Genomic DNA, 23,537 nt, shown 5'->3' on the forward strand with positions numbered 1-23,537 from the left:
GGACTAAAAGACCGCAATGGAAAAAGGCCGTATCCTGCTTGCCGTCACCGGCTTTCATCCGCAGCGCTGGCGCGAGCTCCTGTCGGCCGAGCGCGAGGTGGTGCTGGAGCCTGACGGCGCCAGCGACCCGTCGATCACCTATGCCGTGGTGTGGAAGCAGAAGCCGAACCTGTTGTCGTCGCTGCCCAATCTGCGCGCCATCTTTTCGATCGGCGCCGGCGTCGATCATATCTTCGCCGATCCCGGCCTGCCCGATGTGCCTGTTGTCAAGGTCGTCGCCGACAATCTCACCCAGTACATGACCGAATATGTCGTCTGGCGGGTTCTCGACCATCACCGCCAGGGCCTGCTCTACCGGTCGCAGCAGCCGAAGAAGATCTGGCACGAGCCGCAGCAGAGGCCTGCCGGTGACATTTCGGTCGGCATCATGGGCCTCGGCAGTCTCGGCCGCGCCGCGGCCTCGGTGCTTTTGTCGCTCGGCTTTGCCGTCAATGGCTGGTCGCGCACCGACAAGGCCATGGAAGGCGTCGCGACCTATTCCGGCGAAGCTGGACTGATCCCCTTCCTCAAGGCCACCGACATCCTGGTGGTGCTTTTGCCGCTGACGCCTGAGACCAAGGGCATTATCAACTACGGCGTGCTGAAGGAATTGCGGAAGCGCAACGGCCTCGGCGGTTCGGTGCTGATCAATGCCGGGCGCGGCCGTCTGCAGAAGGATGCCGACATTTTGCGGGCGCTGGATGACGGCACATTGAAGGAGGCGAGCCTCGACGTGTTCGAGGTCGAACCGCTGCCGAAGACCAGTCCGCTGTGGGGGCATCCAAAAGTGTTTGTGACGCCGCACGCGGCAGCGACCTCCGATCCGGTGCATCTGGCGCCGATCATGCTGCGCCAGATGGACGCCTTCGAACGCGGTGAAAAGCTGGACAATCTGGTGGACCGCAAGGCGGGGTACTAGCCAGGCAGAGCGATCTTCTTCTGCTTGTCCGGCTGGCCGCAGTCGCGTCGATCGATCGACCGGTTCATGGCATCGATCTCACCGCTTGCCTTGTCGGTATCGCGTTTGGCCTTGGAGCGCATGTCAGGCGTGAACGGGCCGAAGCCCATCGCCGGGTTGGAGAATGTCGGCTTGGCCTTCGCCGGAAGGTTGTATTGCTGCGCCAAGCCATTGCGCTGCGCCAGCAACTGATCGCACGGCACGGTGTCGTATTGCAGGGAGGACTGGACGTTCGCATCCTGCTGTTCCGACATCGAGGTGCCGCCGACACAGCCGGCGGTCAGCAGGCAAGAGGCCAAGATCATCATGTTCCAGCGCATCGGCTATGCTCCTCCTGATATCCCGCCCTGATGCGAGCAGATCGCAAATATCAGTCGCGCATGCAAATCGGACTTTTTCACAGCAAGAAGCGGCGAGGCTGCCCCTCCGCTGGCGCGTGGCTGACGGAGCATCAAACGAAAACCCGCCTGCGCGGCGGGTCACTGGCGCAAATCAGCACCATGGGCGAAAATGTGCTGAGGGCAGGGTGTCAAGAAAAAATTCCTATCGCTGCCGGTAAAAGCTGCCGACACCGCCGAACTGGCTGTCGTCAGGTCCTTTGTCGGGCTGAGTTCGGAGCCCCGGCCACAACGACCAACCCGTTGACGTGTTCCCCACGATCCTGCCGGATGACGGTTGGCTCCAGTGAGAGGACCGAAAGCCCGTTGGCGGCCAGGACGTCGCGCACATAGTGTTGCGCATGCGCGTAGCGGCGCGACGGCAGCAGCACGAAATCGCCATCGCCAGCCAGCGTTTCGACGGAAAACGCGAACAGGCCGTCCGTCGCCAGCAAGCGGGCAATCGTCTTCACCACGCCGTCCAGCGCGCCGACATAGATGAAAACATCGGCCACCGTCACCAGATCGGCTTTCGGACCGGCATAGGGAAAATCCCGCAGATCGGCCTTGTCGAGGAAATCGTAGACGCCCTTGGCCCGCGCCTTTCTTAGCATTTTGGCCGAAATGTCATAACCCTCCAGCCGGTCGGCGATCGGCCGCAGCCTCTGCCCCATCAGGCCGGTGCCGCAGCCGAGATCCAGAGCGAGCGGGAAGCGTCCCGGCCTTGCCGCTCGAATGGCCTGGTCGAGCATCCCAGGCAGGCGGTAACCCAGCCTGCCGACCAGGGACTCATCGAAGCTCTCGGCATAGTGGTCGAACAAGGTCTCGACGAAGGCGCTGGGGAGCGCGTCGGGCGCCGGCGCCTTGCCGATCAATTGCAGGTTCAGTGCAGCGCCTTGACGATCCGATGGATCGAGTTGCAGCGACATCGTCCAGGCCTGCGCGGCCAGCTCCGCCGCGCCCGCCGCCTGCTGCATCTCGCCGAGGCGAAACCAGCCCATCGCCCATTGCGGTGTCATTTCCAGGGCGCCGAGCAGCAACTCCGCCGCCGCCGCATGGTCCCCGTCCGCGTGCAGCATCTCGGCATAATCGGCACGGCGATCGGCGTTCAAGTCGCCGGACGAGGCCTGAAGCGGTTTCATGGCGATGGGTCCTGCCGGCGGATCGAGCCGGCGGTGCTCTATGCGGGAGTCAGCAGTGACTTACAACAGGCTTCCCGCCGCGGAATTATATCCTATCTTGGGGGATCATGCGCGCCAGCGACCTGCTTCATCCCCGGCCCGAGGGCCTCTATTGCCCGCCGGGCGATTTCTTCATCGACCCGGTCCGGCCGGTCGACCGGGCATTGATCACGCATGGCCATTCCGACCATGCGCGTTCCGGCCACCGCTCGGTGCTGGCGACGCGGCAAACGCTCGACATTATGGGCCTGCGCTACGGTGAGAATTTCGCTGGCACGACGCAAGCGGCACAACTCGGCGAGACGATTGCACTCAATGGCATCAGCGTCAGCTTCCATCCAGCCGGCCATGTGCTGGGCTCGGCGCAGATATCCGTCGAGCATCAGGGCACGCGCATCGTCGCTTCCGGCGACTATAAGCGGCAGAGGGACGCAACCTGCGCGCCATTCGAGCCGATCCCGTGCGATGTGTTCATCACCGAAGCGACCTTCGGCCTGCCGGTGTTTCGCCATCCGCCCGACACAGAAGAAATCGCCCGCCTGCTGAAATCGGCAGCGCAGTTCCCTGAGCGCTCGCATCTGGTCGGCGCCTATGCGCTGGGCAAGGCGCAAAGGGTGATGCGGCTGTTGCGCGACGCCGGCTACGACAGGCCGCTCTACATCCATGGCGCGCTGGCCAAACTCAGTGAATATTACCAGAGCCAAGGCATCGATCTCGGCACCCTCGAACCGGCGACCGTCGAAAGCGGCGGCAAGGATGATTTTACCGGCGCCATCGTCGTCGGCCCGCCATCGGCCTTCGCCGACCGCTGGGCGCGGCGTTTTCCCGATCCGATCTCGTGCTTCGCGTCGGGCTGGATGCGCATTCGCCAGCGCGCCAAGCAAGGCGGCGTCGAGCTGCCGCTGATCATCTCCGATCATGCCGACTGGGATGAGTTGACCGCCACGATCAAGGAGACCGGAGCCGAGGAGATCTGGGTGACGCATGGCCGCGAGGAAGCGCTGGTGCGCTGGTGCGAGCTCGAAGGCATCGCCGCCCGGCCGCTGCATCTGGTCGGCTACGAGGACGAGGGCGATTGAAGCCATGAACCGCTTCGCCGAGCTTCTCGACCGCCTGGTGCTGACGCCGTCGCGCAACGGCAAGCTGACCTTGCTGACCGACTATTTCCGCAGCGTCGAGGATCCCGATCGCGGGCTGGCGCTGGCTGCCATCACCGGCGATCTCCACATCGCCGCGGTCAAGCCGGCGATGCTGCGCATGCTGGTCACCGAACGCATGGATCCGGTGCTGTTCGGCTATTCCTACGACTATGTCGGCGATCTCGCCGAAACGGTGTCGCTGGTCTGGCCGCAAACGCCCGGAAACATCGCGAACCGCGAGCCGACGCTGGGCGAAGTCGTGGCCAAACTGCAGGCGGCAAGCCGCTCCGACGGGCCCAAGGTGCTGGCCGGGCTGCTCGACAGCGCGGGCATCTCGGCGCGCTTTGCCATCATCAAGCTGGTCACCGGCGGCTTGCGCATCGGCATGTCGGCGCGGCTGGCCAAACAGGCGCTGGCCGATTTCGGCAAGGTCGACGTGGCCGAGATCGAGGAGCTCTGGCACGGGCTGTCACCGCCTTACACAGCGCTGTTCGCGTGGCTGGAAGGCAAGGCCGAAAGACCACGAAGCACGGCGTTGGCATTGTTTCGCCCGGTGATGCTGTCGAACCCGGTCGGTGACGGCGATCTCGAAAAGCTCGATCCCGCGGATTATGCCGCCGAATGGAAATGGGACGGCATCCGTGTCCAGGCGACGGCCGAGGGCGGTATCCGCCGGCTCTATTCGCGCACCGGCGACGATGTCTCCGGTGCCTTTCCGGACCTCGCCGAGGCCATGCATTTTTCCGCAACGCTGGACGGCGAATTGCTGGTCGGCGATCCCCGGGAGGCGACGGGAACCTTCTCGGATCTGCAGCAACGGCTGAATCGCAAGACGGTGACACCGAAGATGCAGCAGCAATACCCGGCCTTCATGCGCTGCTACGATCTGCTCCAGCTCGGCGACGAGGATTTGCGCGCGCTGTCGTTTCGCGAGCGGCGCGGTCGGCTGGAAGCGTTTGTCGGAACGCTCGACCCGAGCCGTTTCGATCTTTCGCCATTCGTCGACTTCACGGATTGGCAAACGCTTGAGGAACTACGCCGGGTGCCGCCGCATCCGATCATCGAAGGCGTCATGCTGAAGCGCTGGGACTCAGCCTATGTCGCCGGCCGGCCGAAAGGTCCATGGTTCAAATGGAAACGCGATCCGCACACGGTGGACGCGGTGCTGATGTATGCCCAGCGCGGCCACGGCAAACGCTCGAGCTTCTATTCCGACTATACGTTCGGCGTCTGGACAGGTGCCGAAGGGGAAGAGGAACTGGTGCCGGTCGGCAAGGCCTATTTCGGCTTCACCGACGAGGAGTTGAAGCAGATCGACAAATATGTCCGCGACAACACGATCGAGCGTTTCGGGCCGGTGCGCTCGGTGCGGGCTGACCGCGACAACGGCCTTGTGCTGGAAGTCGCCTTCGAAGGGCTGAACCGCTCGACCCGGCACAAATCCGGCGTCGCCATGCGCTTTCCCCGCATTTCGCGGCTGCGCTGGGACAAGCCGGCCAACGAGGCCGACCGCATCGAGACGCTACAGGCGCTGCTCGACCGCTAGACCGTTCAGCGCTCTTACGGCTCGATCGAAACGCGGATTTCGTAGATGTCCGCGGCCTTACCCTGCTTGTCGAAGTCTGAATTGATGGCAATGGTGCCGGCCGAGCCCGGACGCTTGTCGGGAAACTGCACATCGAACAGATATTCGTTCTGCTGCTGGCCGACCGCATAGCGCTTGCGGCCGCAGTCGCCGAGTTCGCCGAAATTGCAGTCGACCGAAATCTGCGTCTCCTTGCCTTCTTCGGAGCGGGCAATGATGTCGAACACGGCATGTTTGCCGGCCAGCTTCTCCAGCACGCCTTGTCCGACGTCGAAACTGATCGCCGAACCGGACGCGCCGGAACGGATGCGCAGGAACGAACCGGTATCGTCCTTCATCACCTCGGCCCTGGCGTCAGACGGCGCGCTGACATGGGATGCATCGGCCGGCGAAAACACATTGATCCAGTCGCGCGCCTGGTCCGCGGCGCCGGGTTTTGCCGGACCGCCGTCGGCCGGTGTGAAATCGTCGTCCTCGACGGTCGGCGGCGCCTGCGGCGGGGCGGTGTCGAGTTGCGCGGATGTCTTGAACACGCCGGTCTGCACGGCGAAGAACAGGCCGATGCCAACCGCGGCGAGCAGTGTCACGGTCAGGAAGATGGCGGTCAGCGGCAGGCGACGTCCCCTTATGCGCCGTTCATCGCGGTCGGGCGCCACTTCCGTCGTCGCGCCGGCCGAGGCCGGAACCGACATGTCGATGGCCGGAGCATCGGGAAGCGTGGCCTCCGGCATGATGTCGGGAACGACGGGCAGAACGCGGGAGCGCGGCGCATCGGCAGCGGATTGCACGGGTCCGTCGACGACGACATCGGGGGACGATGCCTGTCGGCCGGTTTCGACCGCGGGCGCCGGGTCCGCTCCGAGTTCGACCGCCGGTGCATCGCCCTGCGGACCGACATCCGGCACCGCCGGCAGGAACTCGGATTCGATTTCGGTGATTTTCGCCTGAATTGCCTTGCGGCGCTTGATGGCGACCTCAACGGTCACACCCGGATTGGCCTGGAGCGCGCGATCGAGCGCGGCAAAAGCCGAGCGATAGACCCTCTCGCGGAACGCGCGGTCCTCGGCATTGCCTTTCTCCAAGGCGTTCCGGATCGCTTTTTCGATCGCGTCCAAGCGGGTCCCTCTGTCTTTGCCAACCTTGCCGTGATCGTTAGCCGCAGGCGACCAATCAATCAACGGGCGAGCGGCGTATTCTGCCTCGCAGAGGTGTGCAAAGTCCATTCCGGCGCTGTTCCGGCAACAAAATCAGCATGTTTCGCCGATTTTCGCGCACAGGGAGCACACGCACCGTGCGCCGCATTCCCTTGGCGATTGATTGGCGGACAAGGCGGCGGCCGGCTTTCGAGGGTGCCACGACGCCGACGCAGGAATTGCCAAGTCGCATCTTGAATTCGCGCCCGGTTGCGTCTATCACCGCCGCATCCTGGAGGCCTTGGCTTCCTGGGCCGCTTTAGCTCAGTTGGTAGAGCACCGCATTCGTAATGCGGGGGTCGCGTGTTCGAGTCACGCAAGCGGCACCATTCCTCCTCCATTTTTGTCGTCTGTCTGCCCCTTCGCAGCTGGTGCAAAGGATTGCGGCGCCGGCCTGGCAGATCTGCCATTGTCGAGACACCGGTTTGGTGTGAAAATCATGGCCTCAGCATGGGAGGTCAAAAATGCCCAACAATTTCAAGACCGGAGACGTCGTCAGGCTGAAATCCGGAGGTCCCAGGATGACGATCAGCGATGGGGCAGCCTCGGGCATGTATCTGTGCCACTGGTTCAATCGCGAGGGCGAGGTGTGGACCCCGCAACATGCCGGGTTCAAGCCCGAACAACTGATTGCGGCCGACCAGTCGGACTAGAGTTCCTTCCATCCCGATCGAGCCGGGATGGGCACCCTCTTTTGTCCGGGCGTGAACGGATCAGCAGGCGCGACCGACGGATTTTCCGGGTCGCGGCGTTTAACGGTTGAAGCGCGATGGCGGCACAAGCCGTCTGCGTCGCGCCAACCTGGAGACGCACAGCATGATCCGCCGTTCGATATCAGTCGTTGCCTTGAGTTTGCAGACCGTTGCGGCTTTCGCCCAGGCAACGACGCCGCCTGCACCGCCGACCGCCGCGCCACTTGCCGCGCCAGGCGCTTCGGGGACCAGGTCCGACATCACGCTGGCCAAATTCCAGAAGCGGCGCGAAAAGGCGATCATGGCGGCCGACACGGATGGCGACGGCAAGATCAGCCTGCTGGAATGGGAGGCCTTTCAGACGAAGCGCAACGTCAAGGGCGACGCCGCCAAATCCTTCGCGCGGATCGATTCCAACCATGACGGCTTCATCGATCGCGCCGAACTCGATGCATTCTTCGCCAGGCGCTTCGCCCGGCTGGACAAGAATGCCGACGGCATTTTGACGGCCGACGAACTGCCGGGCCACAAAACCGCTCCCAAGCCGAAGCAATGACCAAGAGGTCAAGCAGGGAGCAATGACCAAGAGGCAATGACGCGCGATGAATATCGGGAGTTCGCCGACTGATGGCTGCGGATCCGGACGAGGAGCTGGTTCGCCGTGTTGGCGCCGGCGAGCCGGCAGCGGTGCAAACCCTCGTCGCGCGCAAGCTGCCGCGTATCCTGGCGCTTGCCGTGCGCATGCTCGGCGATGCGGCGGAGGCCGAGGATGTCGCCCAGGAAACCTTCGTGCGGATCTGGCGCCATGCCGCGAGCTGGCGGCGCGGCAATGCGCGCTTCGACAGCTGGATCCACCGGGTGACGCTCAACCTTTGCTACGACCGGCTGCGTCGCAGGCGCGAGTGGGTGACCGGCGACCTGCCGGAGATGGTCGACCCCGCGGCACTTCCCGATGCCCCTCGCCAGGAGGAAGCGCTTCGGGTCGAACGGGCGCTGCAAGCCATAGCGCCGCGCCAGCGCGAAGCCATCGTTCTGGTCTACTATCAGGAGATGTCCAATATCGAGGCGGCAGCGACCTTGCAGATCAGCGTCGATGCCCTGGAGAGCCTGCTTGCGCGCGGCCGGCGGTCGCTGCAGGCGATCCTGGCGGGGGATGGCGCCGATGAGTAAGCACCGGGCAAGCACCAACGCACCACGGCCATTGCGCCTTGCTGGTGCCGCTTGGCGCCCGGCGCCGACGGGCAAGGGGGCGACACATGGCTGAAGGATCCAGGAACGAACCCGCAATGGATGCCAGGCGCTTTGCCGTCTTGGCCCAGGCCTATGGCGGCGACTTGCGGCGATGGCCCGAGGCTGAGCGAATGGCCGGCACGGTCTTTGCCGCGAGCGGCGCGGGCAAGGCCATCTTGAGGCAGGCCGGGACACTTGACGCGCTGCTCGACAGCTACCGCGTCGACGCCCCGGACAAGGCACTGCACGGCAGCATTCTGCAGGCTGCCGGCCGGCACCTCGTCCAGCGCCGGCGTAAGCGGTTCTGGTGGCTGGGGCTGGGACTTGCCGGCATTGGTCTGGCCGGTGCCGTGGCAGGGCTGGCCCTGGTGACCATCGTCACGCCGGAGGTCCAGCCGGACCATTATGTGCTGGATGCCAATGCGACGGCGTTTGGCGATGCCGGCCCCGCTGCCGAGAACGGTGAGGAAAGCCTATGAGCACGCGCTGGGTCCGTGGTCTGGTTATTGCTTCCGTGGTGCTGAACGTCTTTCTTGCCGGCGCATTCGTCGGCGGTGCGGTCTGGCTGAGAAATGCCAAAACAGGTGTCTCGCTGGAATCGGCCGGCCGACAACTTCCCGACCAGGATCGCAAGGCGTTCCGCGAGGCGCTGCGCCAGGTTCGCGTGCAGTCCCGTCAGATCATTCTCGATGGCCAGCAGGCCAGGCAGCAGGCAGCGGACCTGCTGCAACAGCCTGTCATGGACAAGGCCGCCGTGTCGGCGGCCCTGGAGCGGGCACGCAACGCCGACGCGACGGTTCGCACCCGGCTCGAGCAGGCCATTGTCGACTTCGCGGCGAACACATCACCCGAAAACCGGAGCGTGCTGGCACAGGCATTGCTGCGCCACATGGAACGCCGCGCTGCCGTGGCGCCGAAAAAATCGCCATGACGACCGACGGAAAATGCTCGAGACGCCGTTTAATGAAGAGAAGGGACAAGCCTGCCCGATCGCACCGTGCCGGGCGGCCATCTTCAAACTCGAATGCACTCGGAGCCCAATTATGAGTCGCCTGAAAAACTATGCAGCAGCCGCTATCCTGGCGGTCAGTGGAACTGTCGTGACCGCCACCGCGTCCAGCGCGATGCCCGTCATGTCTGTAACCCATCCGGCCGCCCCGGCATTGGTCGAGCATGTCCGCTGGGGGTGCGGCATCGGCTGGCACCCGAACCGATGGGGCCGTTGCGTGCCGAACGGCGTCGTCGTCGTGCGCCCGCACTACCATTACTGGCACGCTCCGGTCTATGGCTGGCACCCGCACCATCACTGGCGCCGCTGGCACCATAACTGATCGAAGCACGGCGGGGCCAGGCACCTGGCCCCGCGTCAGCGCCGGCGCACGGGCAATCCTGTCAGCCAGCCCGGAGTTAAGGTTAGCGCCGCTCCAATCCGTGGACGCCCGCTAGATATCTCAGCCGATTGGGTCCGGCCCCAGCGTCGCCACCGTCTTCAGCGCGCCGTCGAGCATGTCGCCCTTCTCGTCCTTCAGCGCCATCTCGCGCAGGCGGCGGATCCAGTCGGCGGCGTCGGCTCGGCCCTTGACCAGGTCGAGCGCCGACAGCACGCGGTCGAATTTCGACTGTGCCCGGACATGGGTGTCGCTGTAGCCCTTGATCAGCCGGCGGCAATTGAGGATCTCGACGGCCAGTGCGTAGTCCTGGGGCACATGGTCGAGAGCCAGCGCGTACCAGCGATCGAGATGCGCGACCTCGACCTTGTGGCGCAGCAGACTACGGCGCCAGCGGCGCAGGCCGCCGATGAACCACAAAGCGGCAAAGCCGGCAAAACTGTCGGTGCGGATGCGGCGGCCATGATTGATGCGGCGATCGAGAAGGGCGGCGAGCTTCGGGCGGTCCTCGATGTAGCTGCCCAGACCCGCCGGCAGCGTGCCGCAGAACTCCTCGATGCGCGGGTGGAAATATTCGGTCACCTGCAGGATCGAGCCGTCCTTGACGCCGACCTCGCGGCGCACACGTTTGCCGCGCGTCGAGCGCGTCTTGAGATCGGCGACGCGGATCATGTCGTCGTAGCATAGCGCGTTGGCCAGATGCTTGGCAGCAGCGATCGACAGGCCATAGCCCTGAAGCGGCCCGTCTAGCGCGACGGCCTTGTCCAACCGGTCGAGATACTCGCGCCCATAGGCGATGTCCTGATAGTCGACGACCTTTCTCAAGCCCCGAAGTGCCATGTCGCGTACGGCTACCGGCAACAGGTCGATGCGGTCAGCCAAGGCCTGCCAGCCCTGCAGCAGGTTTTGCGGGCCACTCACCTGTCCTGTGCCCAGGGCAGATTCGACAATCGCGGGCTCAGCCGGCTTCTGCGCCGGTGCTGCCGTGCCGCGCGCGCGGTCAAACGCAGCGCCGAAGGCAGCAAGGCTGGCCTTGACGCCCCGGCCGCCGGCACCGATCGCCTGTTCGTAGCTCTCGCGGGTGAAGGGCAGCGCATCGGACCCCGCTAGCGCGCCAAGCAGGCTGGCCGAGATCATCGAGCCATTGTCGGCTGCGATCTTTTCCATGTCGAAAGCGATGAAGCGCTTCGATGCGGCTTCCGCCGTCGCATGCACCTTGGAGGACGAAGCCCGGCCATCGCCCGGTTCGATCTTTTCCGACACGGCGGCGATGCGGTGCGACGAGGCAATCAGCGTGGTGCGGTCGGGCGTGACGAAGCCGCGAATGATGGCACGGCCGGCTTCCATCAATTCGGCGGCGATCAGGATGTCGACATCGCCCTGCGACGGCGACAGGGCAAAGACCGGCAGCCGGCCGGTGTCGCGGGCCATCTCGACATAATAGATGGTGGCGCCGGTACGCTGGGCGACACCGGCGACCGAGGTCGATTGCGCAACATAGCCGTTGCGCTCGGCGACATCGGTGATCCAGTCGGCGAGCACGCCACCGCCCTGGCCGCCGACCGCCAGCACGGCGAGCTTGATGACACGCTCGCTATCCTGAGCGCCGGCGCGGGCGCGAAGTGGGGGGACAGCGTCAAGCATCGGCGAAGGTCAGCCGCCGGCTTTCGCGGCGTCGCTGCAACAGGCTGATGGTGGCGCGGCGCGCGGCTTCCAGGAAACGGTCCCAGCGGCTCGGATTGTGGACGACGTCGGCGCGGTAGAAGGATGGGCAGAGCACTGCCGCATCGGCGACCTCGCCGCAATTGCCGCAGCCGACGCAGCTCTGGTCGATATGAGCGACCGGATCGTCGCGCAGCGGATCGTCTGTTGACTTGACCGACAGCGAGGGACAGCCGGACAGCCGCATGCAGGCATGGTCGCCCGTGCAGATATCCTCATCGACACCGAATTTCGGTTTCACGACACGGGTCCCGCCCTTGATCGCCTTGTCGACCAGCGGCTTTTCGCGGCGCTGCCGGTTGAGCATGCATTCGGACGAGGCGACGATGACCTTCGGCCCTTTCTCGTCCGTCGTCAGCGCCTCGCGCAGCGTGTCCTGCATCTTGGTCACGTCATAGGTGCGGTCGACATGGCGCAGCCATTTGACACCCATGCCTTTGACCGCCTCGGTGATCGGATGTTTCGTCGACTTGGTCTTGTTGCCGGCGCGGGACGAGAGGATGTCCTGCCCACCCGTGGCCGCCGAGTAAAAATTGTCGACGATGACGATGACGCCGTCGTTCTTGTTGAAAACCGCATTGCCGATCGAAGAGGTCAGGCCGTTGTGCCAGAAGCCGCCATCGCCGACGAAGGAGATCGAGCGGCGCTTGGCATCGGGCGAATTGAAGGCTGAGGCGGAGGCCGGGCCCAGGCCATAGCCCATGGTGGTGGCGCCGAGTTCGAAAGGCGGCATGATCGAGAACAAATGGCAGCCGATGTCGGATGCGATATGGTGCTTGCCGAGTTCCTGCTCGACCAGCTTGGTCGCGGCAAAGATCGGCCGTTCCGGGCAGCCTATGCAGAAGCCCGGCGGACGGCCCGGCACGACATTGATCAGGTCGGCTGCGTCGACGCCGTCACCGACCTTGTTGGGCGCGCGCACTTCGCCGGGCAGAAGATGCGGCGCATCGGCGCGCAGGAAGGCGCCGATGCCGTCAAGCATGACCTGGCCGGTGTATTCGCCGGCCATCGGCAGGTACTCCTTGCCGACCAGCCTGGTGCCGCGACCGGCCTTGTGCAGCATCGAAGCAAAGGCCTGTTCGATGTAGTTGGGCTGGCCTTCCTCGACGACCAGCACCGCCTGCTTGCCCTCGCAGAATGACAGGAACTCGTCATCGATCAGCGGATAGACGGCGTTGAGCACATAGAGCGGCACGTCGGTGTCGCCATAAATGTCGGCAAGGCCGAGCCGCTGCAGCGCGCGGATGACCGAATTGTACATGCCGCCCTGCAGGACGATGCCGACCGAACCATGATCCGAGCCGAAGAACTCGTTGATCTTGTTCTTGGCGATGAAGTCCACCGCCGCCGGCCAGCGCTTCTGCACCTTCTCCTTCTCATGCAGGAAGGACGCTGGCGGCAGCACGATGCGGCCGGTGTCGCGGCGCGGTGCGTCAAGCGCATCGGCGACAGTCATCGGCGGCCGTTTGTTGTCCTTGGCGATGAAATGGCCGTGGACGTGGCAGCAGCGGATGCGCACCTGCAGCATGACCGGCGTGTTGGAAATCTCCGACAGTTCGAAACCGTCCTCCACCGCCTTGACGATCGATGGCAGATTGGGGCGCGGGTCGAGCAGCCAGACCTGGCTTTTCATGGCGAAGGCGTGGCTGCGCTCCTGCATGATCGAGGAGCCCTCGCCGTAGTCCTCGCCGACGATGATCAGCGCGCCGCCGGTGACCCCGCCGGAGGCGAGATTGGCGAGCGCATCGGAGGCGACATTGGTGCCGACCGTCGACTTGAAGGTCGCGGCGCCACGGATCGGGTAGTGCACCGAGGCGGCCAGCATGGCGGTGGCGGTGGCTTCCGAGGCGCTGGCCTCGAAATGCACGCCGAGCTCGCCCAGGATATCCTGCGCGTCGGCCAGCACGTCCATCAGATGGCTGATCGGCGCGCCCTGATAGCCGCCGACATAGCCGACGCCGCATTGCAGCAGCGCCTTGGTGATAGCGAGGATGCCTTCGCCGGCAAACTCCTCGCCGGCGCCGAGCCGGAGTTTCTCGACTTCCTTGGCAAAAGACCGTTCGGCCATTTTTTCAATCCTTCCGTTACCGCCTGAGGCTGGCGGCGCGTAGGTCTATCTGCTTGAGCATGACCTCTTCCGAAAACCGGGATCCACTTTTCGGGGTCATGCTAGATGTCGTGCTTGCGAATGTTCTTCAGCATCTTCAAAAGCGTGGCGATGAGTGCGGAATATTCGGCGTCGTCGATGTCGTCGAACATCGCCTCGAAGGCATCGTGCATGGCCGGCCAGGCGCGGGTGAACTCGGCGCGGCCCTCATCGGTCAGGAACACATGGCGGATGCGGCTGTCGGTGACGCCCTGCTCGCGCCGTACCAGACCCTGGCCCTCCAGTGAGTCGAGCGTCCGGCTCAAGGTCGACTGCTCGATCACCGTATAGACCGAGAGGTCGTTGACGGTGATGCCGTCGGTGACCGACAGCACGGCCAGCGTGCGCACCTGCGGAATGGTCAGGCCCTGCTTGCGGAAATCGTCGCGCAAGGTGGCGTTGTAGCGGCCCATGATGCGGTTCATCAGATAGGGCGCGAATTGCTGCAGGCCGATCTGCCCCAGGGTCGAAATGCGCTGGCGCTTCTCAGTGACCTTCTCTTCCATCACAGCCTCCCCGCCAGGAGAAAGCCGGAACCGCCGCCAAGGCCGGCCCCCGGGTGGGTCGAGGCGCCGATATGGTAGAGGCCCTTGATGCCGGTCTGATGGTTGCGGCTGGTCTTGAACGGCCGCCAAAGGAAGGACTGGTCGATGGTCGAGGAACCGCCATAGGGATCGCCGCCGACCAGATTGATGTTCATCGCCTCGAGATCGGCCGGCGAATAGGCGCGCCGCGCAATGACGCTGTCCTTGAAGCCCTCGATATGGCTGGCGAGGATCGCTTCAGCGCGATCGGCATAGGCTTCGCGCAGCACATCGGTCCATTGCCCGTCCGCTGGTGCCTGCAGCTTGCCGGCGGCGTCGCCCTTGATGTGGCGAGGCGCCTCGGGTAGTTGCAGCCAGAGGACCGCCTTGCCTTCCGGGCAGCGCGACGGGTCGAGCGCATGCGGCTGGCCAACACAGATGGTCGGCACCTCCGGCAGCATACCGCGCGCCGCCTCGTTGCAGGCTTTCGAGACGTCATCCAGCCCAGGCGTCAGATGCAGCAGTGCCACCTTGTCCAGGCCTTCGCCCCGCCATGCTGGCGATTTGTCCAGGGCGTAGTGGATCTGGAAATTGCCTTTGCCATAGCGGTATTTCCGCGTCGCCTCGACATCGGCTTTGGGAGCATCCGCGCCAAGCAGCCTGCCATAGAGCTGCGTCGGGGTGACCGAGCAGATGACGCTCTTGTTGGCCGTGATTGTCTCACCCGAGGCCAGCAGCACGCCGGTTGCCCGGCCATTGCTTTGAACGATCGAAGCGACGTCGGCGCCGGTGCGGATGTCGCCGCCGCGTTCCCGGATCAAAGCCTCGAAGGCCGCCAGCAGGTTCTGCGCGCCACCCTTGACGATCGGCGCGCCCGCCGCCTCAAGCGCGAAAGCGATAACCCTGGCGATCTGGCCGGAGAACGCATCTTCAGGGCCTAATCCAGCATGCAGTACCCAGGGTGCCCACAACGCACGGATGGTTTCGGACTGGTAGGTGCTTTCGAGCCAGCCGCGCGCCGGCACGAGTGCCTCGCCGAGAAAGGCGGCAAGGCCACGCGGGCCACGGCGCCAGCCATCACCGGCCAGCAGCTTCGCTGTCGGATAGGACCACAGGCTGCCGCCGAGCAGGCCGAACAGCAGGCCGGCATTGCGCTCGATGCCGCCGACATCATCCGCGTGGCGGTCGCCCTCGCCTGCCGCGATCGCATTAAGGGCGACGACGTTGGCGGCACGGTCGGTGCTGAGCACGGCATGGCTGCCGTCCGGCCGCAGCACGCCGGTCGGCGTTCCCGTGTGGCAGAACTCCAGCCCGTGGCGCGCGAGGTCGGCGCCCAGTGCCGCAAAGGCCGGCGAGGTGATGAACAGCACGAAGGTCGTCGCCATCACGTCATGGATGAAGCCGGGCGCGGTGATCTCCTCGGTGCGCAGGCAGCCGCCGATGCGGTCGTTGCGCTCCAGGACGAGCACACGCGCCCCTTTGCCCCCGAGCATCGCCGCGCAGACCAGTGCGTTGATGCCGCTGCCGACGATGATGTGATCCGGCTGGGTCACGGCAAACGCTTTCGCTTAGCCCTTCGAAACCAGCGCCAGCGCGCGGATCGGGCTGCCGGTGCCATGTTCGATCTTGAGCGGCGCCGCGATCAGGATGGCGCCCTTCGGCGGCAGCTGGTCGAGGTTGCAGAGGCTGGCAAGACCGTAGCGGTTGGCCTTGTGCATCAGCGTGTGCGCCGGGAATGGCGGCTCCATGCCGCCGGCCTTGCCGGCATCCGTGCCGATCGTCTCCGAGCCCCAGCCCTTGATGTCCTTGCTGATCAGGAACTGGATGGCTTCGGCCGTCGGCCCCGGCGTGTGCGGCCCGGTCTCGTTGGCGTTGAGGAACTCGGCTTCCGAACCGTTGCGCTTGTACCAGTCGGTGCGCATCACCACCCATTCGCCAGCATTGATCGCGCCATGCTCGGCTTCCCAGGCCTTGATGTGGTCGACGGTGAGCAGGAAATCGGGGTCGGCGGCGGCTTCCTTCGAACAGTCGATGACATTGACCGGGCCGACGAAATTCTGCGCCGGAATGGTGTCGGTGGCGCCGTCCGGATAATCCTTGCCGCTGATCCAATGCTGCGGCGCATCGAAATGCGTGCCCGAATGCTCGCCGAGCTTCAGCCAGTTCCAGGCCCACCACGGACCGTTCTTGTCGTAACGGGAGATGTTGTGGATCTCGACCTTCGGCGTGTCGACGGCGAGTTCTGGCGGCAGCTTGATCAACGGCGTGTCCGGCCCGAGTGGCGCCGACAGGTCGACCACCTTGATGGCGCCTGAAAGAAGCTGGCCGGCGACTTCGCCGAGGAGTTTTTGGGTGTCCATGGTTTGAAGTTCCCTCTTTCGTGTGATGATCAAGGCTCGTCTCGGCCCTTAATATCCTACTAGACGAAAACATATGCATCTGCAATTATCTTTAAGCATAAAGGAAATGGGGACGAGGCGTGAGCGAGTTCGACGCCATCTTTGTCGGGGCGGGCCACAACAGTCTGGCATGCGCCGCGCATTTGGCGCTCAAAGGCTGGAAAACCGGGATTTTCGAGGGCAGTGCAACAATCGGCGGCGCCGTCCAGACACGCGAATTCACCCTTCCCGGCTTCCGCCACGATTTCGGCGCGATGAATCTGAGCCTCTTCGCCGGCTCGGCCTTCCACCGGAAATATGCAAATGAATTGAAAGCGCAGGGGCTGGAGTTCGCCCCGGTCGTCGACTGTTTCGCCAGCGCCTTCCCCGACGGACGCTGGTTCGGCGTCAGCAACGATCTGGAAAAGACCGCCGCGCGCATCGCCGCCTTCTCCGCCGCCGACGCCCAGACATGGCGCAGGCTGGTTGCCGCCTTCCCGGCTGAGGCCGAACACCTGTTCCGGCTGCTGGGATCGCCGATGCGCGCCAGCGCGCTTGCCGGCACGGCGTGGAACCTGTGGCGCAAGAAGGGCATGTCCGGGGCGCTCGATACGGGCCGGCTGCTGTTGTCCTCGCCCCGCGCCTGGCTGGAGGAGAATTTCGAGTCGCCGCATATCAGGGCAACGCTCGCCACCTGGGGCATGCATCTCGACTTCGCGCCCGACATCGCCGGCGGTGCCGTCTTCCCCTATCTGGAATCGATGGCCAACCAGAGTTTCGGCATGGTGCTGGGCAAAGGCGGCGCCGACACCATCATTAAGGCGCTGTCGGGCATGGTCACATCTGCTGGAGGCAAGATCGTCACCGGCGCCGGAGTGGCCGAGATCACGGTTTCCGCCGGCAGGGCGACCGGCGTGCGGCTTGCTTCCGGTGAGACCCATACCGCCACAAGGGCAGTCATTGCCGGCGTTGCGCCCAAGGCGCTGACTGGCAAGCTGCTGCCCAATGGTTCCGGCGACGCCGGCTTCGACTCGGCGATGCAAAAGTTCCGCCACGCACCGGGCACGATGATGATCCATCTGGCGCTGGACGATCTGCCCGACTGGCGTGCCGGAGCGGAGCTTCGGCAGTTCGCCTATGTGCATCTGTCGCCCTCGCTCGACGCCATGTCGCGCACCTATCAGCATGCGATGGCGGGCATGCTGCCGGACGAACCGGTGCTGGTCGTCGGCCAGCCGACGGCGATCGACCCATCGCGGGCGCCTCAGGGAAAGCATGTGCTGTGGGTGCAGGTGCGCATGCTGCCCGCCGAAATCCTGGGCGATGCCGCCGGCAAGATCGCACCGGACCATTGGGACAAGGTGAAGGAAGCCTACGCCGAGCGTGTCCTCGACATCATCGAGACCTATGCGCCCGGCCTGCGAAACCAGATCCTCGGCCGGGCCGTGTTTTCGCCCATCGATCTCGAGCGCGAGAACCCGAATCTCGTCGGTGGCGACCAGGTCTGCGGCAGCCATCATCTGGCGCAGAATTTCCTGTTCCGCCCGGCGCGCGGCTATGCCGGATGGAACACGCCGGTGGCCAATCTGCACCTCACCGGGGCCGCGACATGGCCGGGCGCCGGCACCGGTGCGGCGTCGGGCTTCATGCTCGCGCAACAGCTTGGCGGGAGGTAGGAGCCGAGGATTTCCTTGAGGCTACGAGGGGCAAGGCGCTGCTGCCCGAGAAGCCTGAACCAATGACCTGAAGACGCCGCGCAGAAACAAAACCAACAAGGGGAACGACCATGACAATCAACAGACGTGAATTGCTGGGATACAGCGCCGCGGCACTCGGGGCGGCCGCCGTCGGCCTGCCGCAGATCGCCAAGGCAGCGGCCGGCGAACTGACCATCGCCTACAACGTCAACTTGCCATCCTGGGATCCGACCACCGGCCCGTCGGCCGTCAACCCGACCATCCAGGGGCTTTACCAGTCGGTGTTCGACCAATTCATCCCGCAGAAGCCCGATTTGTCCTTCGCGCCTGGCCTGCTCACCGAATGGGGCTGGAACGACGACCGCACCAAGATCATGATGACGGTGCGCGAAGGCGTGACCTGGCATGACGGCTCGCCGTTCACGGCCGAGGACGTCGTCTGGTCGCTGCAGCGGGCAGGCGACGAGAAGACGGGCAACCCGATCCAGTTCGTCTGGAAGAACGTCAACAACTTCAAGATCGACGGCAACAAAATCACGGGCGACGTCGTGCAGTTCGACCCGGTCTATTTCAAATGGATGTCGTTCCTGACCGGCTACATCATGCCGAAGGCCTACTACGAGAAGGTCGGCGCCGAAGGTTTCGAGAAGGCGCCGATCGGCACCGGCCCCTACATGGTGGAAAAGTTCGAGCGCAACGCCTTCCTGCGGCTCAAGGCCAATCCGAACTATTGGGGCGGCAAGCCGGCCTTCGAGAATGTGACGATCAAGTTCGTCGCCGACGCGGCAAGCCGCGTCGCCGAGATCGAATCCGGCTCCTCGCAAGTGACGCTCGAAATTCCCTATGAGGAGTATGACCGGCTGATCGCCAAGGACGGGCTGGCCGGCTCGTGCAAGAACGTTTCCGACATCGGCATGATCTTCTTCAACGACATCGAGGCGATGCTGGACAAGAACGTCCGCCAGGCCGCCGTGATGGCCGTCGACAAGAAACTTCTGGTCGATCGCCTGCTGCGCGGCTACGGCCAGCCGATCGATACGCTGGAAACGCCGGAATACGCATCCTACGACGCGTCGATCAAGGTCGAGCACAATCCGGAAAAGGCCAAGGAATTGCTCGCCGCTTCCGGCTATTCGCCGGAAAAGCCGGTCAAGTTCACCATCCAGACGACCAAGGGCTTCAAGCCCAAGGACTATGAGATGATCCAGGCGATCGTCGGCATGTGGCGCAAGGTCGGCATCGAGGCGACGATCGAAGTCTACGAGATCGCCAAGCACTACGAACTGCGCGCCGCCGACAAGCTGGCGCCGTCCGCCTTCTACAATTGGGGCAATGCCATCGGCGATCCGACCACCTCGACCGGCTTTGCCATGTACGGCCCGAGCCCGCATTCGGTGTGGGACAGCCAGGATTTGATCGACATGATCAACCCGCTGTGGGGCGAAAAGGACGAGGCCAAGCGCATCGCCGGCTGGAAGGCTGTCGACAAATACATCGCCGAGCAGGCCTATGTGCTGCCGCTGATCCAGTATGCGCAGCCGATCGTGCATGCCAAGGGCGTCAATGTGGTGCAGCATGTGTCCGGCGCGCTGCTGCCGGCCCTGATGACCCCGGCCTGACATCGGCCTGGAATTGCCGCGCGCCGTCCATAGCGACGGCGCGCATTTCTATCCGGCATACGAGCCAACGAGCTCCTGCAAAGATTTACATGCTCCTGCAACGATTCCTGATCCGCCTTCTGACGATGCTGATCACGCTGTTCGGCGTGGCCGTCGTCGTCTTTGTCGTGATCCGCGTCGCACCCGGCGATCCGATCGCCATGATGCTGCCGCCCGGCGCGACGGATGCCGACATTGCCCGGCTGCGCGCGCTCTACGGCCTCGACAAGACCATCGTCCAGCAATTCTTCATCTGGCTGTCGGGCGTGGCCCGGGGCGATTTCGGCACTTCGATTTCGCTGCGGCAGGATGTGCTGGGTCTCGTCTTCAACCGGCTGCCGGCGACGCTGGAACTCGCCATCGTCGCGCTTGTGATGGCGGTGGCGATCGGCGGCACGACGGCGATCATCGGCGCGCGCGAACGCGGCACGGCGGTCGAGGTCGGCATCGACATCGCCAGCGGCGCGGCGCTTTCGATTCCCGATTTCCTGTGGGGCCTGGTGCTGATCCTGTTGTTCGGCGTGCTGGTGCCGATCTTCGACATTTCCGGGCGGGTGTCGCCGCAACTGGACCTGCCCTTCGTCACCCAGTTCTATCTGTTCGAGAGCCTGTTGCGCCTGCGCCTCGACCTCACCTGGGATCTGCTGAAGCACATGCTGATGCCGGCCGTGGCGCTGGCGCTGCCGCTGGCAGCAATCATCTCGCAGCTGCTGAAACAGTCGCTGAAGGAAGTGCTCGACCTCGACTACGTCGTGCTGGCACGGGTGAAGGGTTTTTCGGAAACGCAGGTCATCCTGCGCGAGGCCTTGAAGAATGCCGCTTTGCCGACGCTGACACTGGTCGGCGTGCAGTTCACCTTCCTGATCGGCGGCACCGTCATCGTCGAACGGCTGTTCTCCTATGAGGGCCTCGGCAATATGGCGATCGACGCCGTCATCAACCGCGACCTGCCGCTGATCCAGGGCATCGTGCTGGTCTTCGCGCTGCTGTTCGTGCTGATCAATCTCAGCGTCGACATGATGTATGCGCTGCTCAATCCGAGGCTGCGCCATGGATGAGGGCCGTGCTCGAAGGCGAGGTGTGTCGCCACGCCTGTGGCTGGCCGGCGGCTGGCTGCTGCTGGCGCTTCTGGCGGCAATCTTCGCGCCGCTGGTCGCGCCGCAGGATCCGCTGGCGCAGGATCTGATGCTGGAGCGGTTGCCGCCATTCTGGATGAATGGAGCCGAACCCGGCTATTGGCTCGGCACCGACAGCCTCGGCCGCGATCTGTTGTCGAGGCTGATCTTTGGCGGCCGCATCGCCTTCATCGTCGCCTTTTCCGCAGCCGTCGCTGCGTGCCTGGTCGGCTCGACGCTAGGCCTGATCGCAGGCTATTTCGGCGGTTGGGCCGACCGCATCATCTCGCGCGTCGTCGATGTCTGGATGGCCTTTCCGCCGGTGCTGTTCGCCATATTGCTGGTGGCGGTGCTCGGCACGGGCTTGAGTTCCGTCATCCTGGCCATCGCCATCATCGACTGGACGCGTTTCTGCCGGGTGATCCGTGCCGAGACAATGGGTCAGTCGCGCATGGACTATGTCGAGAATGCCCGCATTGCCGGCTACGGCCGCATCGGCATCATGCTGCGCGAAGTGCTGCCCAATGTGGTGCCGTCGATCGTCGCATTGCTGTCGCTGGAAATGGGCATCGCCGTTATCGTCGAGGCGATCCTGTCCTTCGTCAATCTGTCGATCTCGACCGACGATCCGACCTGGGGAGGCATCATCGCCGAGGGCCGGCTGTCGATCCATCAGGCCTGGTGGGTGCTGGTGTTCCCGCTGATCACGCTGATCCTGACCGTGCTGTCGTTCAGCCAGTTCGGCGAGGCGCTGAAGACGCGTTTCGATCCGGTGCTGCGATGAGCGCCTGCCTCGACATCAGGGATTTGAGCGCGGTGCTGCCCAACGGCCAGCGCGTATTGCGCTCGGTGTCGCTCTCCGTCCAGCCCGGCGAGGTCCGCGCGCTGGTCGGCGAAAGCGGCGCCGGCAAGACGATGATCGGCAAGGCGGTGCTCGGTGTGCTGCCGTCGAGCGTGCGCATTGTCGAAGGCGACATGCTGCTCGAGGGTGAAGACCTCGGCAAATTGCAGCCCAAGGCACGACGCACGCTGATTGGGGCGCGCACGGCGCTGATCCCGCAGGACCCGCTGACCGCGCTCAACCCGTCGCGGCGCATCGGCTCGCAGATGACCGACCGGCTGGTGCGCATCCTCGGCTGGAGTGGCGAGAAGGCCGATACCCGCATCCGGCAATTGCTGGACGAGGTGCAAATCCGCGATCCCGACCGCGTGCTGAAAAGCTATCCGCACGAACTGTCCGGCGGCATGCGCCAGCGCGTGCTGATCGCTGCGGCCTTCGCCGCGGAGCCAAGGCTGATCGTCGCCGACGAGCCGACCACGGCGCTTGATGTGACCGTGCAAAAACAGATCCTGCGGCTGATCGTGCAGTTGCAGCGCGAGCATGGCACGGCGATCCTGTTCGTCACCCATGATCTCGGCGTCGTCGCCAAGATCAGCCAGAGAGTCTCGGTGCTTTATGCCGGCAAGGTGGTGGAGGAGGCCGACACGGCTGCCCTCTTCGCAGCACCGCAGCATCCCTACACGCGAGCGCTGATGGCGGCGACGCCACGCTACACCGATCCTTTCGCCTCGCTGAAGCCGGTGGACGACGAAGTCCTCGCAGGGCTTGCTTCAGAGATCGCTGCCGCAGACCAGGCCTGGAGGCGGTCGCATGGTTGAACCGTTGTTCTCCGTGCGCGGGCTGAAGGTCGCGCTGCCCGACATGACGCGCAAGCCGCTGATCGGCCGCGCGCCCTTGGTCGAAATCCTGAAGGGCCTGGATTTCGACCTGCCCAGGGGCTCGGTGACCGGCATCGTCGGCGAATCCGGATCCGGCAAATCGACGCTCGGCCGTGCTCTGGTGCGGTTGCTGGAACCGAGCGCCGGCAGCATAACTTACGACGGCCGCGACATCACGCATCTGCCGGAAGCGGAACTGCGGCCACTGCGGCGCAATCTGCAGATGATTTTCCAAGATCCGATGTCGTCGCTCAACCCGCGCCGCACCATTGCAAGCATTATCGCCGCGCCACTCAAGCAAAATGGCCTCGGCGACAATCTCAAGGCGCGCGTTGCCGAGGCGCTGCAGCGCGTCGGCCTGCCGCAAAGCTTCGCCAACCGCTATCGCCACGAATTATCGGGCGGCCAGCGCCAGCGCGTCGGCATTGCGCGGGCGCTGGCGCTGTCGCCGAAATTCGTGCTGGCCGACGAGATCGTCTCAGGGCTCGACGTGTCGACGCAAGCGCAGATCCTGACGCTGCTGGAAAAGCTGGCGGCGGAAATGGGGCTGACCGTCGCTTTCATCAGCCACGATCTGTCGGTCATCCGGCGGCTGTGCCGGCAAGTGATCGTCATGCGCGAAGGCGTGATCGTCGAAGCGAGCGCCACCGACGCCTTGTTCGACAAGCCGCAGCAGGCCTACACGCGCGATCTCATCGCGGCCATTCCGCTGCCCGAGATCGATGCGAACTGGCTGGACATTCCTTCCGCCGCCAAGGCGCCGACATGAATGCATACGCACGCCGAAGAGCGGGCC

23 protein-coding genes and 1 tRNA gene are annotated in these 23,537 nt (G+C 64.5%); 16 read left to right on the forward strand and 8 right to left on the reverse strand.

The genetic code is table 11. The features are described from left to right. Nucleotides 1-16 precede the first annotated feature (16 nt). The gene (locus tag NP503_RS26125; protein WP_127271229.1) at nucleotides 17-958 is read left to right on the forward strand and encodes a glyoxylate/hydroxypyruvate reductase A; all 942 of its coding nucleotides are present in this window, start codon (nucleotides 17-19) and stop codon (nucleotides 956-958) included. Here NP503_RS26125 and NP503_RS26130 read toward each other — a convergent pair. Together NP503_RS26130 and NP503_RS26135 are read right to left on the reverse strand one after the other, a co-directional pair. Continuing rightward, nucleotides 955-1,317, reverse strand: a complete 363-nt coding sequence (locus NP503_RS26130; RefSeq protein WP_127271228.1) for a hypothetical protein — start codon at nucleotides 1,315-1,317, stop codon at nucleotides 955-957. The two genes, NP503_RS26125 and NP503_RS26130, sit on opposite strands and share 4 nt — an antisense overlap. A gap of 269 nt (nucleotides 1,318-1,586) precedes the next feature. Then, nucleotides 1,587-2,516: a class I SAM-dependent methyltransferase gene (locus tag NP503_RS26135; protein WP_127271576.1), complete on the reverse strand. Its 930-nt coding sequence runs from the start codon at nucleotides 2,514-2,516 to the stop codon at nucleotides 1,587-1,589. Nucleotides 2,517-2,623: 107 nt separating this feature from the next. Here NP503_RS26135 and NP503_RS26140 point away from each other — a divergent pair, with 107 nt between their 5' ends. Next, nucleotides 2,624-3,634 (forward strand): ligase-associated DNA damage response exonuclease, encoded by a 1,011-nt coding sequence (locus tag NP503_RS26140; protein ID WP_127270756.1) that lies wholly within the window; start codon nucleotides 2,624-2,626, stop codon nucleotides 3,632-3,634. 4 nt (nucleotides 3,635-3,638) lie between these two features. Continuing rightward, a complete protein-coding gene (locus tag NP503_RS26145; RefSeq protein WP_127271579.1) occupies nucleotides 3,639-5,240 on the forward strand; it encodes a cisplatin damage response ATP-dependent DNA ligase in 1,602 nt (533 codons plus the stop codon). Between the two features lie 14 nt (nucleotides 5,241-5,254). On the opposite strand, the gene NP503_RS26150 is transcribed toward NP503_RS26145, so the two are convergent. Next, nucleotides 5,255-6,394, reverse strand: coding sequence for a hypothetical protein (locus tag NP503_RS26150; protein WP_164748764.1), 1,140 nt, complete (start codon nucleotides 6,392-6,394; stop codon nucleotides 5,255-5,257). A 331-nt stretch (nucleotides 6,395-6,725) separates the two neighbouring features. On the opposite strand from NP503_RS26150, the gene NP503_RS26155 reads away from it, so the two are divergent. From NP503_RS26155 to NP503_RS26185, 7 genes are all read left to right on the forward strand, one after another. Next, nucleotides 6,726-6,801: transfer RNA gene (locus tag NP503_RS26155), tRNA-Thr, on the forward strand. Between the two features lie 135 nt (nucleotides 6,802-6,936). Next, nucleotides 6,937-7,125, forward strand: coding sequence for a YodC family protein (locus NP503_RS26160; RefSeq protein WP_023811455.1), 189 nt, complete (start codon nucleotides 6,937-6,939; stop codon nucleotides 7,123-7,125). 163 nt (nucleotides 7,126-7,288) lie between these two features. Next, entirely contained in the window at nucleotides 7,289-7,720 is a 432-nt protein-coding gene (locus tag NP503_RS26165) for an EF-hand domain-containing protein (RefSeq protein WP_127269066.1), read from the forward strand. A 71-nt stretch (nucleotides 7,721-7,791) separates the two neighbouring features. After that, nucleotides 7,792-8,334: an RNA polymerase sigma factor gene (locus tag NP503_RS26170; RefSeq protein WP_127269065.1), complete on the forward strand. Its 543-nt coding sequence runs from the start codon at nucleotides 7,792-7,794 to the stop codon at nucleotides 8,332-8,334. A gap of 86 nt (nucleotides 8,335-8,420) precedes the next feature. Further along, nucleotides 8,421-8,873 carry a hypothetical protein gene (locus tag NP503_RS26175; RefSeq protein ID WP_127269064.1) on the forward strand — a complete coding sequence of 151 codons (453 nt, stop codon included), beginning with the start codon at nucleotides 8,421-8,423 and terminating at the stop codon, nucleotides 8,871-8,873. Next, complete coding sequence (locus NP503_RS26180) at nucleotides 8,870-9,325, forward strand: periplasmic heavy metal sensor (protein ID WP_127269063.1); 456 nt, start codon at nucleotides 8,870-8,872, stop codon at nucleotides 9,323-9,325. The genes NP503_RS26175 and NP503_RS26180 overlap by 4 nt, the downstream gene beginning before the upstream one ends. A gap of 112 nt (nucleotides 9,326-9,437) precedes the next feature. Continuing rightward, a complete protein-coding gene (locus NP503_RS26185; protein WP_127269062.1) occupies nucleotides 9,438-9,725 on the forward strand; it encodes a GCG_CRPN prefix-to-repeats domain-containing protein in 288 nt (95 codons plus the stop codon). Between the two features lie 120 nt (nucleotides 9,726-9,845). Here NP503_RS26185 and NP503_RS26190 read toward each other — a convergent pair whose 3' ends face one another. The 5 genes from NP503_RS26190 to NP503_RS26210 form a co-directional block, all read right to left on the reverse strand. Next, a complete protein-coding gene (locus NP503_RS26190; RefSeq protein ID WP_127269061.1) occupies nucleotides 9,846-11,426 on the reverse strand; it encodes an indolepyruvate oxidoreductase subunit beta family protein in 1,581 nt (526 codons plus the stop codon). Further along, nucleotides 11,419-13,572: an indolepyruvate ferredoxin oxidoreductase subunit alpha gene (locus tag NP503_RS26195; protein WP_127271584.1), complete on the reverse strand. Its 2,154-nt coding sequence runs from the start codon at nucleotides 13,570-13,572 to the stop codon at nucleotides 11,419-11,421. Before NP503_RS26195 ends, NP503_RS26190 begins: the two co-directional genes overlap by 8 nt. Before the next feature lie 101 nt (nucleotides 13,573-13,673). Beyond that, nucleotides 13,674-14,156 (reverse strand): MarR family winged helix-turn-helix transcriptional regulator, encoded by a 483-nt coding sequence (locus NP503_RS26200; RefSeq protein ID WP_127270494.1) that lies wholly within the window; start codon nucleotides 14,154-14,156, stop codon nucleotides 13,674-13,676. After that, on the reverse strand, nucleotides 14,156-15,727 hold the full coding sequence (locus NP503_RS26205) for an NAD(P)/FAD-dependent oxidoreductase (protein WP_127271586.1): 1,572 nt from the start codon (nucleotides 15,725-15,727) through the stop codon (nucleotides 14,156-14,158). The genes NP503_RS26200 and NP503_RS26205 overlap by 1 nt, the downstream gene beginning before the upstream one ends. A gap of 15 nt (nucleotides 15,728-15,742) precedes the next feature. After that, entirely contained in the window at nucleotides 15,743-16,534 is a 792-nt protein-coding gene (locus NP503_RS26210) for a cyclase family protein (RefSeq protein ID WP_127271588.1), read from the reverse strand. Between the two features lie 119 nt (nucleotides 16,535-16,653). Here NP503_RS26210 and NP503_RS26215 point away from each other — a divergent pair, with 119 nt between their 5' ends. The 6 genes from NP503_RS26215 to NP503_RS26240 all read left to right on the forward strand — a co-directional run bounded on the left by NP503_RS26215 (nucleotide 16,654) and on the right by NP503_RS26240 (nucleotide 23,510). Then, nucleotides 16,654-18,228 carry an NAD(P)/FAD-dependent oxidoreductase gene (locus NP503_RS26215; protein WP_127271274.1) on the forward strand — a complete coding sequence of 525 codons (1,575 nt, stop codon included), beginning with the start codon at nucleotides 16,654-16,656 and terminating at the stop codon, nucleotides 18,226-18,228. Nucleotides 18,229-18,338: 110 nt separating this feature from the next. Continuing rightward, on the forward strand, nucleotides 18,339-19,868 hold the full coding sequence (locus tag NP503_RS26220) for an ABC transporter substrate-binding protein (protein WP_127272536.1): 1,530 nt from the start codon (nucleotides 18,339-18,341) through the stop codon (nucleotides 19,866-19,868). Between the two features lie 89 nt (nucleotides 19,869-19,957). Beyond that, complete coding sequence (locus tag NP503_RS26225) at nucleotides 19,958-20,965, forward strand: ABC transporter permease (protein WP_127269246.1); 1,008 nt, start codon at nucleotides 19,958-19,960, stop codon at nucleotides 20,963-20,965. Further along, complete coding sequence (locus NP503_RS26230; protein ID WP_127269247.1) at nucleotides 20,958-21,806, forward strand: ABC transporter permease; 849 nt, start codon at nucleotides 20,958-20,960, stop codon at nucleotides 21,804-21,806. Before NP503_RS26225 ends, NP503_RS26230 begins: the two co-directional genes overlap by 8 nt. Next, nucleotides 21,803-22,681 carry an ABC transporter ATP-binding protein gene (locus NP503_RS26235; protein WP_127269248.1) on the forward strand — a complete coding sequence of 293 codons (879 nt, stop codon included), beginning with the start codon at nucleotides 21,803-21,805 and terminating at the stop codon, nucleotides 22,679-22,681. The genes NP503_RS26230 and NP503_RS26235 overlap by 4 nt, the downstream gene beginning before the upstream one ends. Continuing rightward, nucleotides 22,674-23,510, forward strand: coding sequence for an ATP-binding cassette domain-containing protein (locus tag NP503_RS26240; RefSeq protein ID WP_127272535.1), 837 nt, complete (start codon nucleotides 22,674-22,676; stop codon nucleotides 23,508-23,510). The genes NP503_RS26235 and NP503_RS26240 overlap by 8 nt, the downstream gene beginning before the upstream one ends. Nucleotides 23,511-23,537 lie beyond the last annotated feature (27 nt).

Source organism: Mesorhizobium sp. SEMIA396 (assembly GCF_024518615.1).
Taxonomy (GTDB): Bacteria; Pseudomonadota; Alphaproteobacteria; order Rhizobiales; family Rhizobiaceae; genus Mesorhizobium.

Bases quoted from the DNA above. Each gene is read 5' to 3' on its own strand.
- NP503_RS26125 (WP_127271229.1), top strand. From the start codon at position 17: ATGGAAAAAGGCCGTATCCTGCTTGCCGTCACCGGCTTTCATCCGCAG.
- NP503_RS26130 (WP_127271228.1), bottom strand. From the start codon at position 1,317: ATGCGCTGGAACATGATGATCTTGGCCTCTTGCCTGCTGACCGCCGGC.
- NP503_RS26135 (WP_127271576.1), bottom strand. From the start codon at position 2,516: ATGAAACCGCTTCAGGCCTCGTCCGGCGACTTGAACGCCGATCGCCGT.
- NP503_RS26140 (WP_127270756.1), top strand. From the start codon at position 2,624: ATGCGCGCCAGCGACCTGCTTCATCCCCGGCCCGAGGGCCTCTATTGC.
- NP503_RS26145 (WP_127271579.1), top strand. From the start codon at position 3,639: ATGAACCGCTTCGCCGAGCTTCTCGACCGCCTGGTGCTGACGCCGTCG.
- NP503_RS26160 (WP_023811455.1), top strand. From the start codon at position 6,937: ATGCCCAACAATTTCAAGACCGGAGACGTCGTCAGGCTGAAATCCGGA.
- NP503_RS26165 (WP_127269066.1), top strand. From the start codon at position 7,289: ATGATCCGCCGTTCGATATCAGTCGTTGCCTTGAGTTTGCAGACCGTT.
- NP503_RS26170 (WP_127269065.1), top strand. From the start codon at position 7,792: ATGGCTGCGGATCCGGACGAGGAGCTGGTTCGCCGTGTTGGCGCCGGC.
- NP503_RS26175 (WP_127269064.1), top strand. From the start codon at position 8,421: ATGGCTGAAGGATCCAGGAACGAACCCGCAATGGATGCCAGGCGCTTT.
- NP503_RS26180 (WP_127269063.1), top strand. From the start codon at position 8,870: ATGAGCACGCGCTGGGTCCGTGGTCTGGTTATTGCTTCCGTGGTGCTG.
- NP503_RS26185 (WP_127269062.1), top strand. From the start codon at position 9,438: ATGAGTCGCCTGAAAAACTATGCAGCAGCCGCTATCCTGGCGGTCAGT.
- NP503_RS26190 (WP_127269061.1), bottom strand. From the start codon at position 11,426: ATGCTTGACGCTGTCCCCCCACTTCGCGCCCGCGCCGGCGCTCAGGAT.
- NP503_RS26195 (WP_127271584.1), bottom strand. From the start codon at position 13,572: ATGGCCGAACGGTCTTTTGCCAAGGAAGTCGAGAAACTCCGGCTCGGC.
- NP503_RS26200 (WP_127270494.1), bottom strand. From the start codon at position 14,156: ATGGAAGAGAAGGTCACTGAGAAGCGCCAGCGCATTTCGACCCTGGGG.
- NP503_RS26210 (WP_127271588.1), bottom strand. From the start codon at position 16,534: ATGGACACCCAAAAACTCCTCGGCGAAGTCGCCGGCCAGCTTCTTTCA.
- NP503_RS26220 (WP_127272536.1), top strand. From the start codon at position 18,339: ATGACAATCAACAGACGTGAATTGCTGGGATACAGCGCCGCGGCACTC.
- NP503_RS26225 (WP_127269246.1), top strand. From the start codon at position 19,958: ATGCTCCTGCAACGATTCCTGATCCGCCTTCTGACGATGCTGATCACG.
- NP503_RS26230 (WP_127269247.1), top strand. From the start codon at position 20,958: ATGGATGAGGGCCGTGCTCGAAGGCGAGGTGTGTCGCCACGCCTGTGG.
- NP503_RS26235 (WP_127269248.1), top strand. From the start codon at position 21,803: ATGAGCGCCTGCCTCGACATCAGGGATTTGAGCGCGGTGCTGCCCAAC.
- NP503_RS26240 (WP_127272535.1), top strand. From the start codon at position 22,674: ATGGTTGAACCGTTGTTCTCCGTGCGCGGGCTGAAGGTCGCGCTGCCC.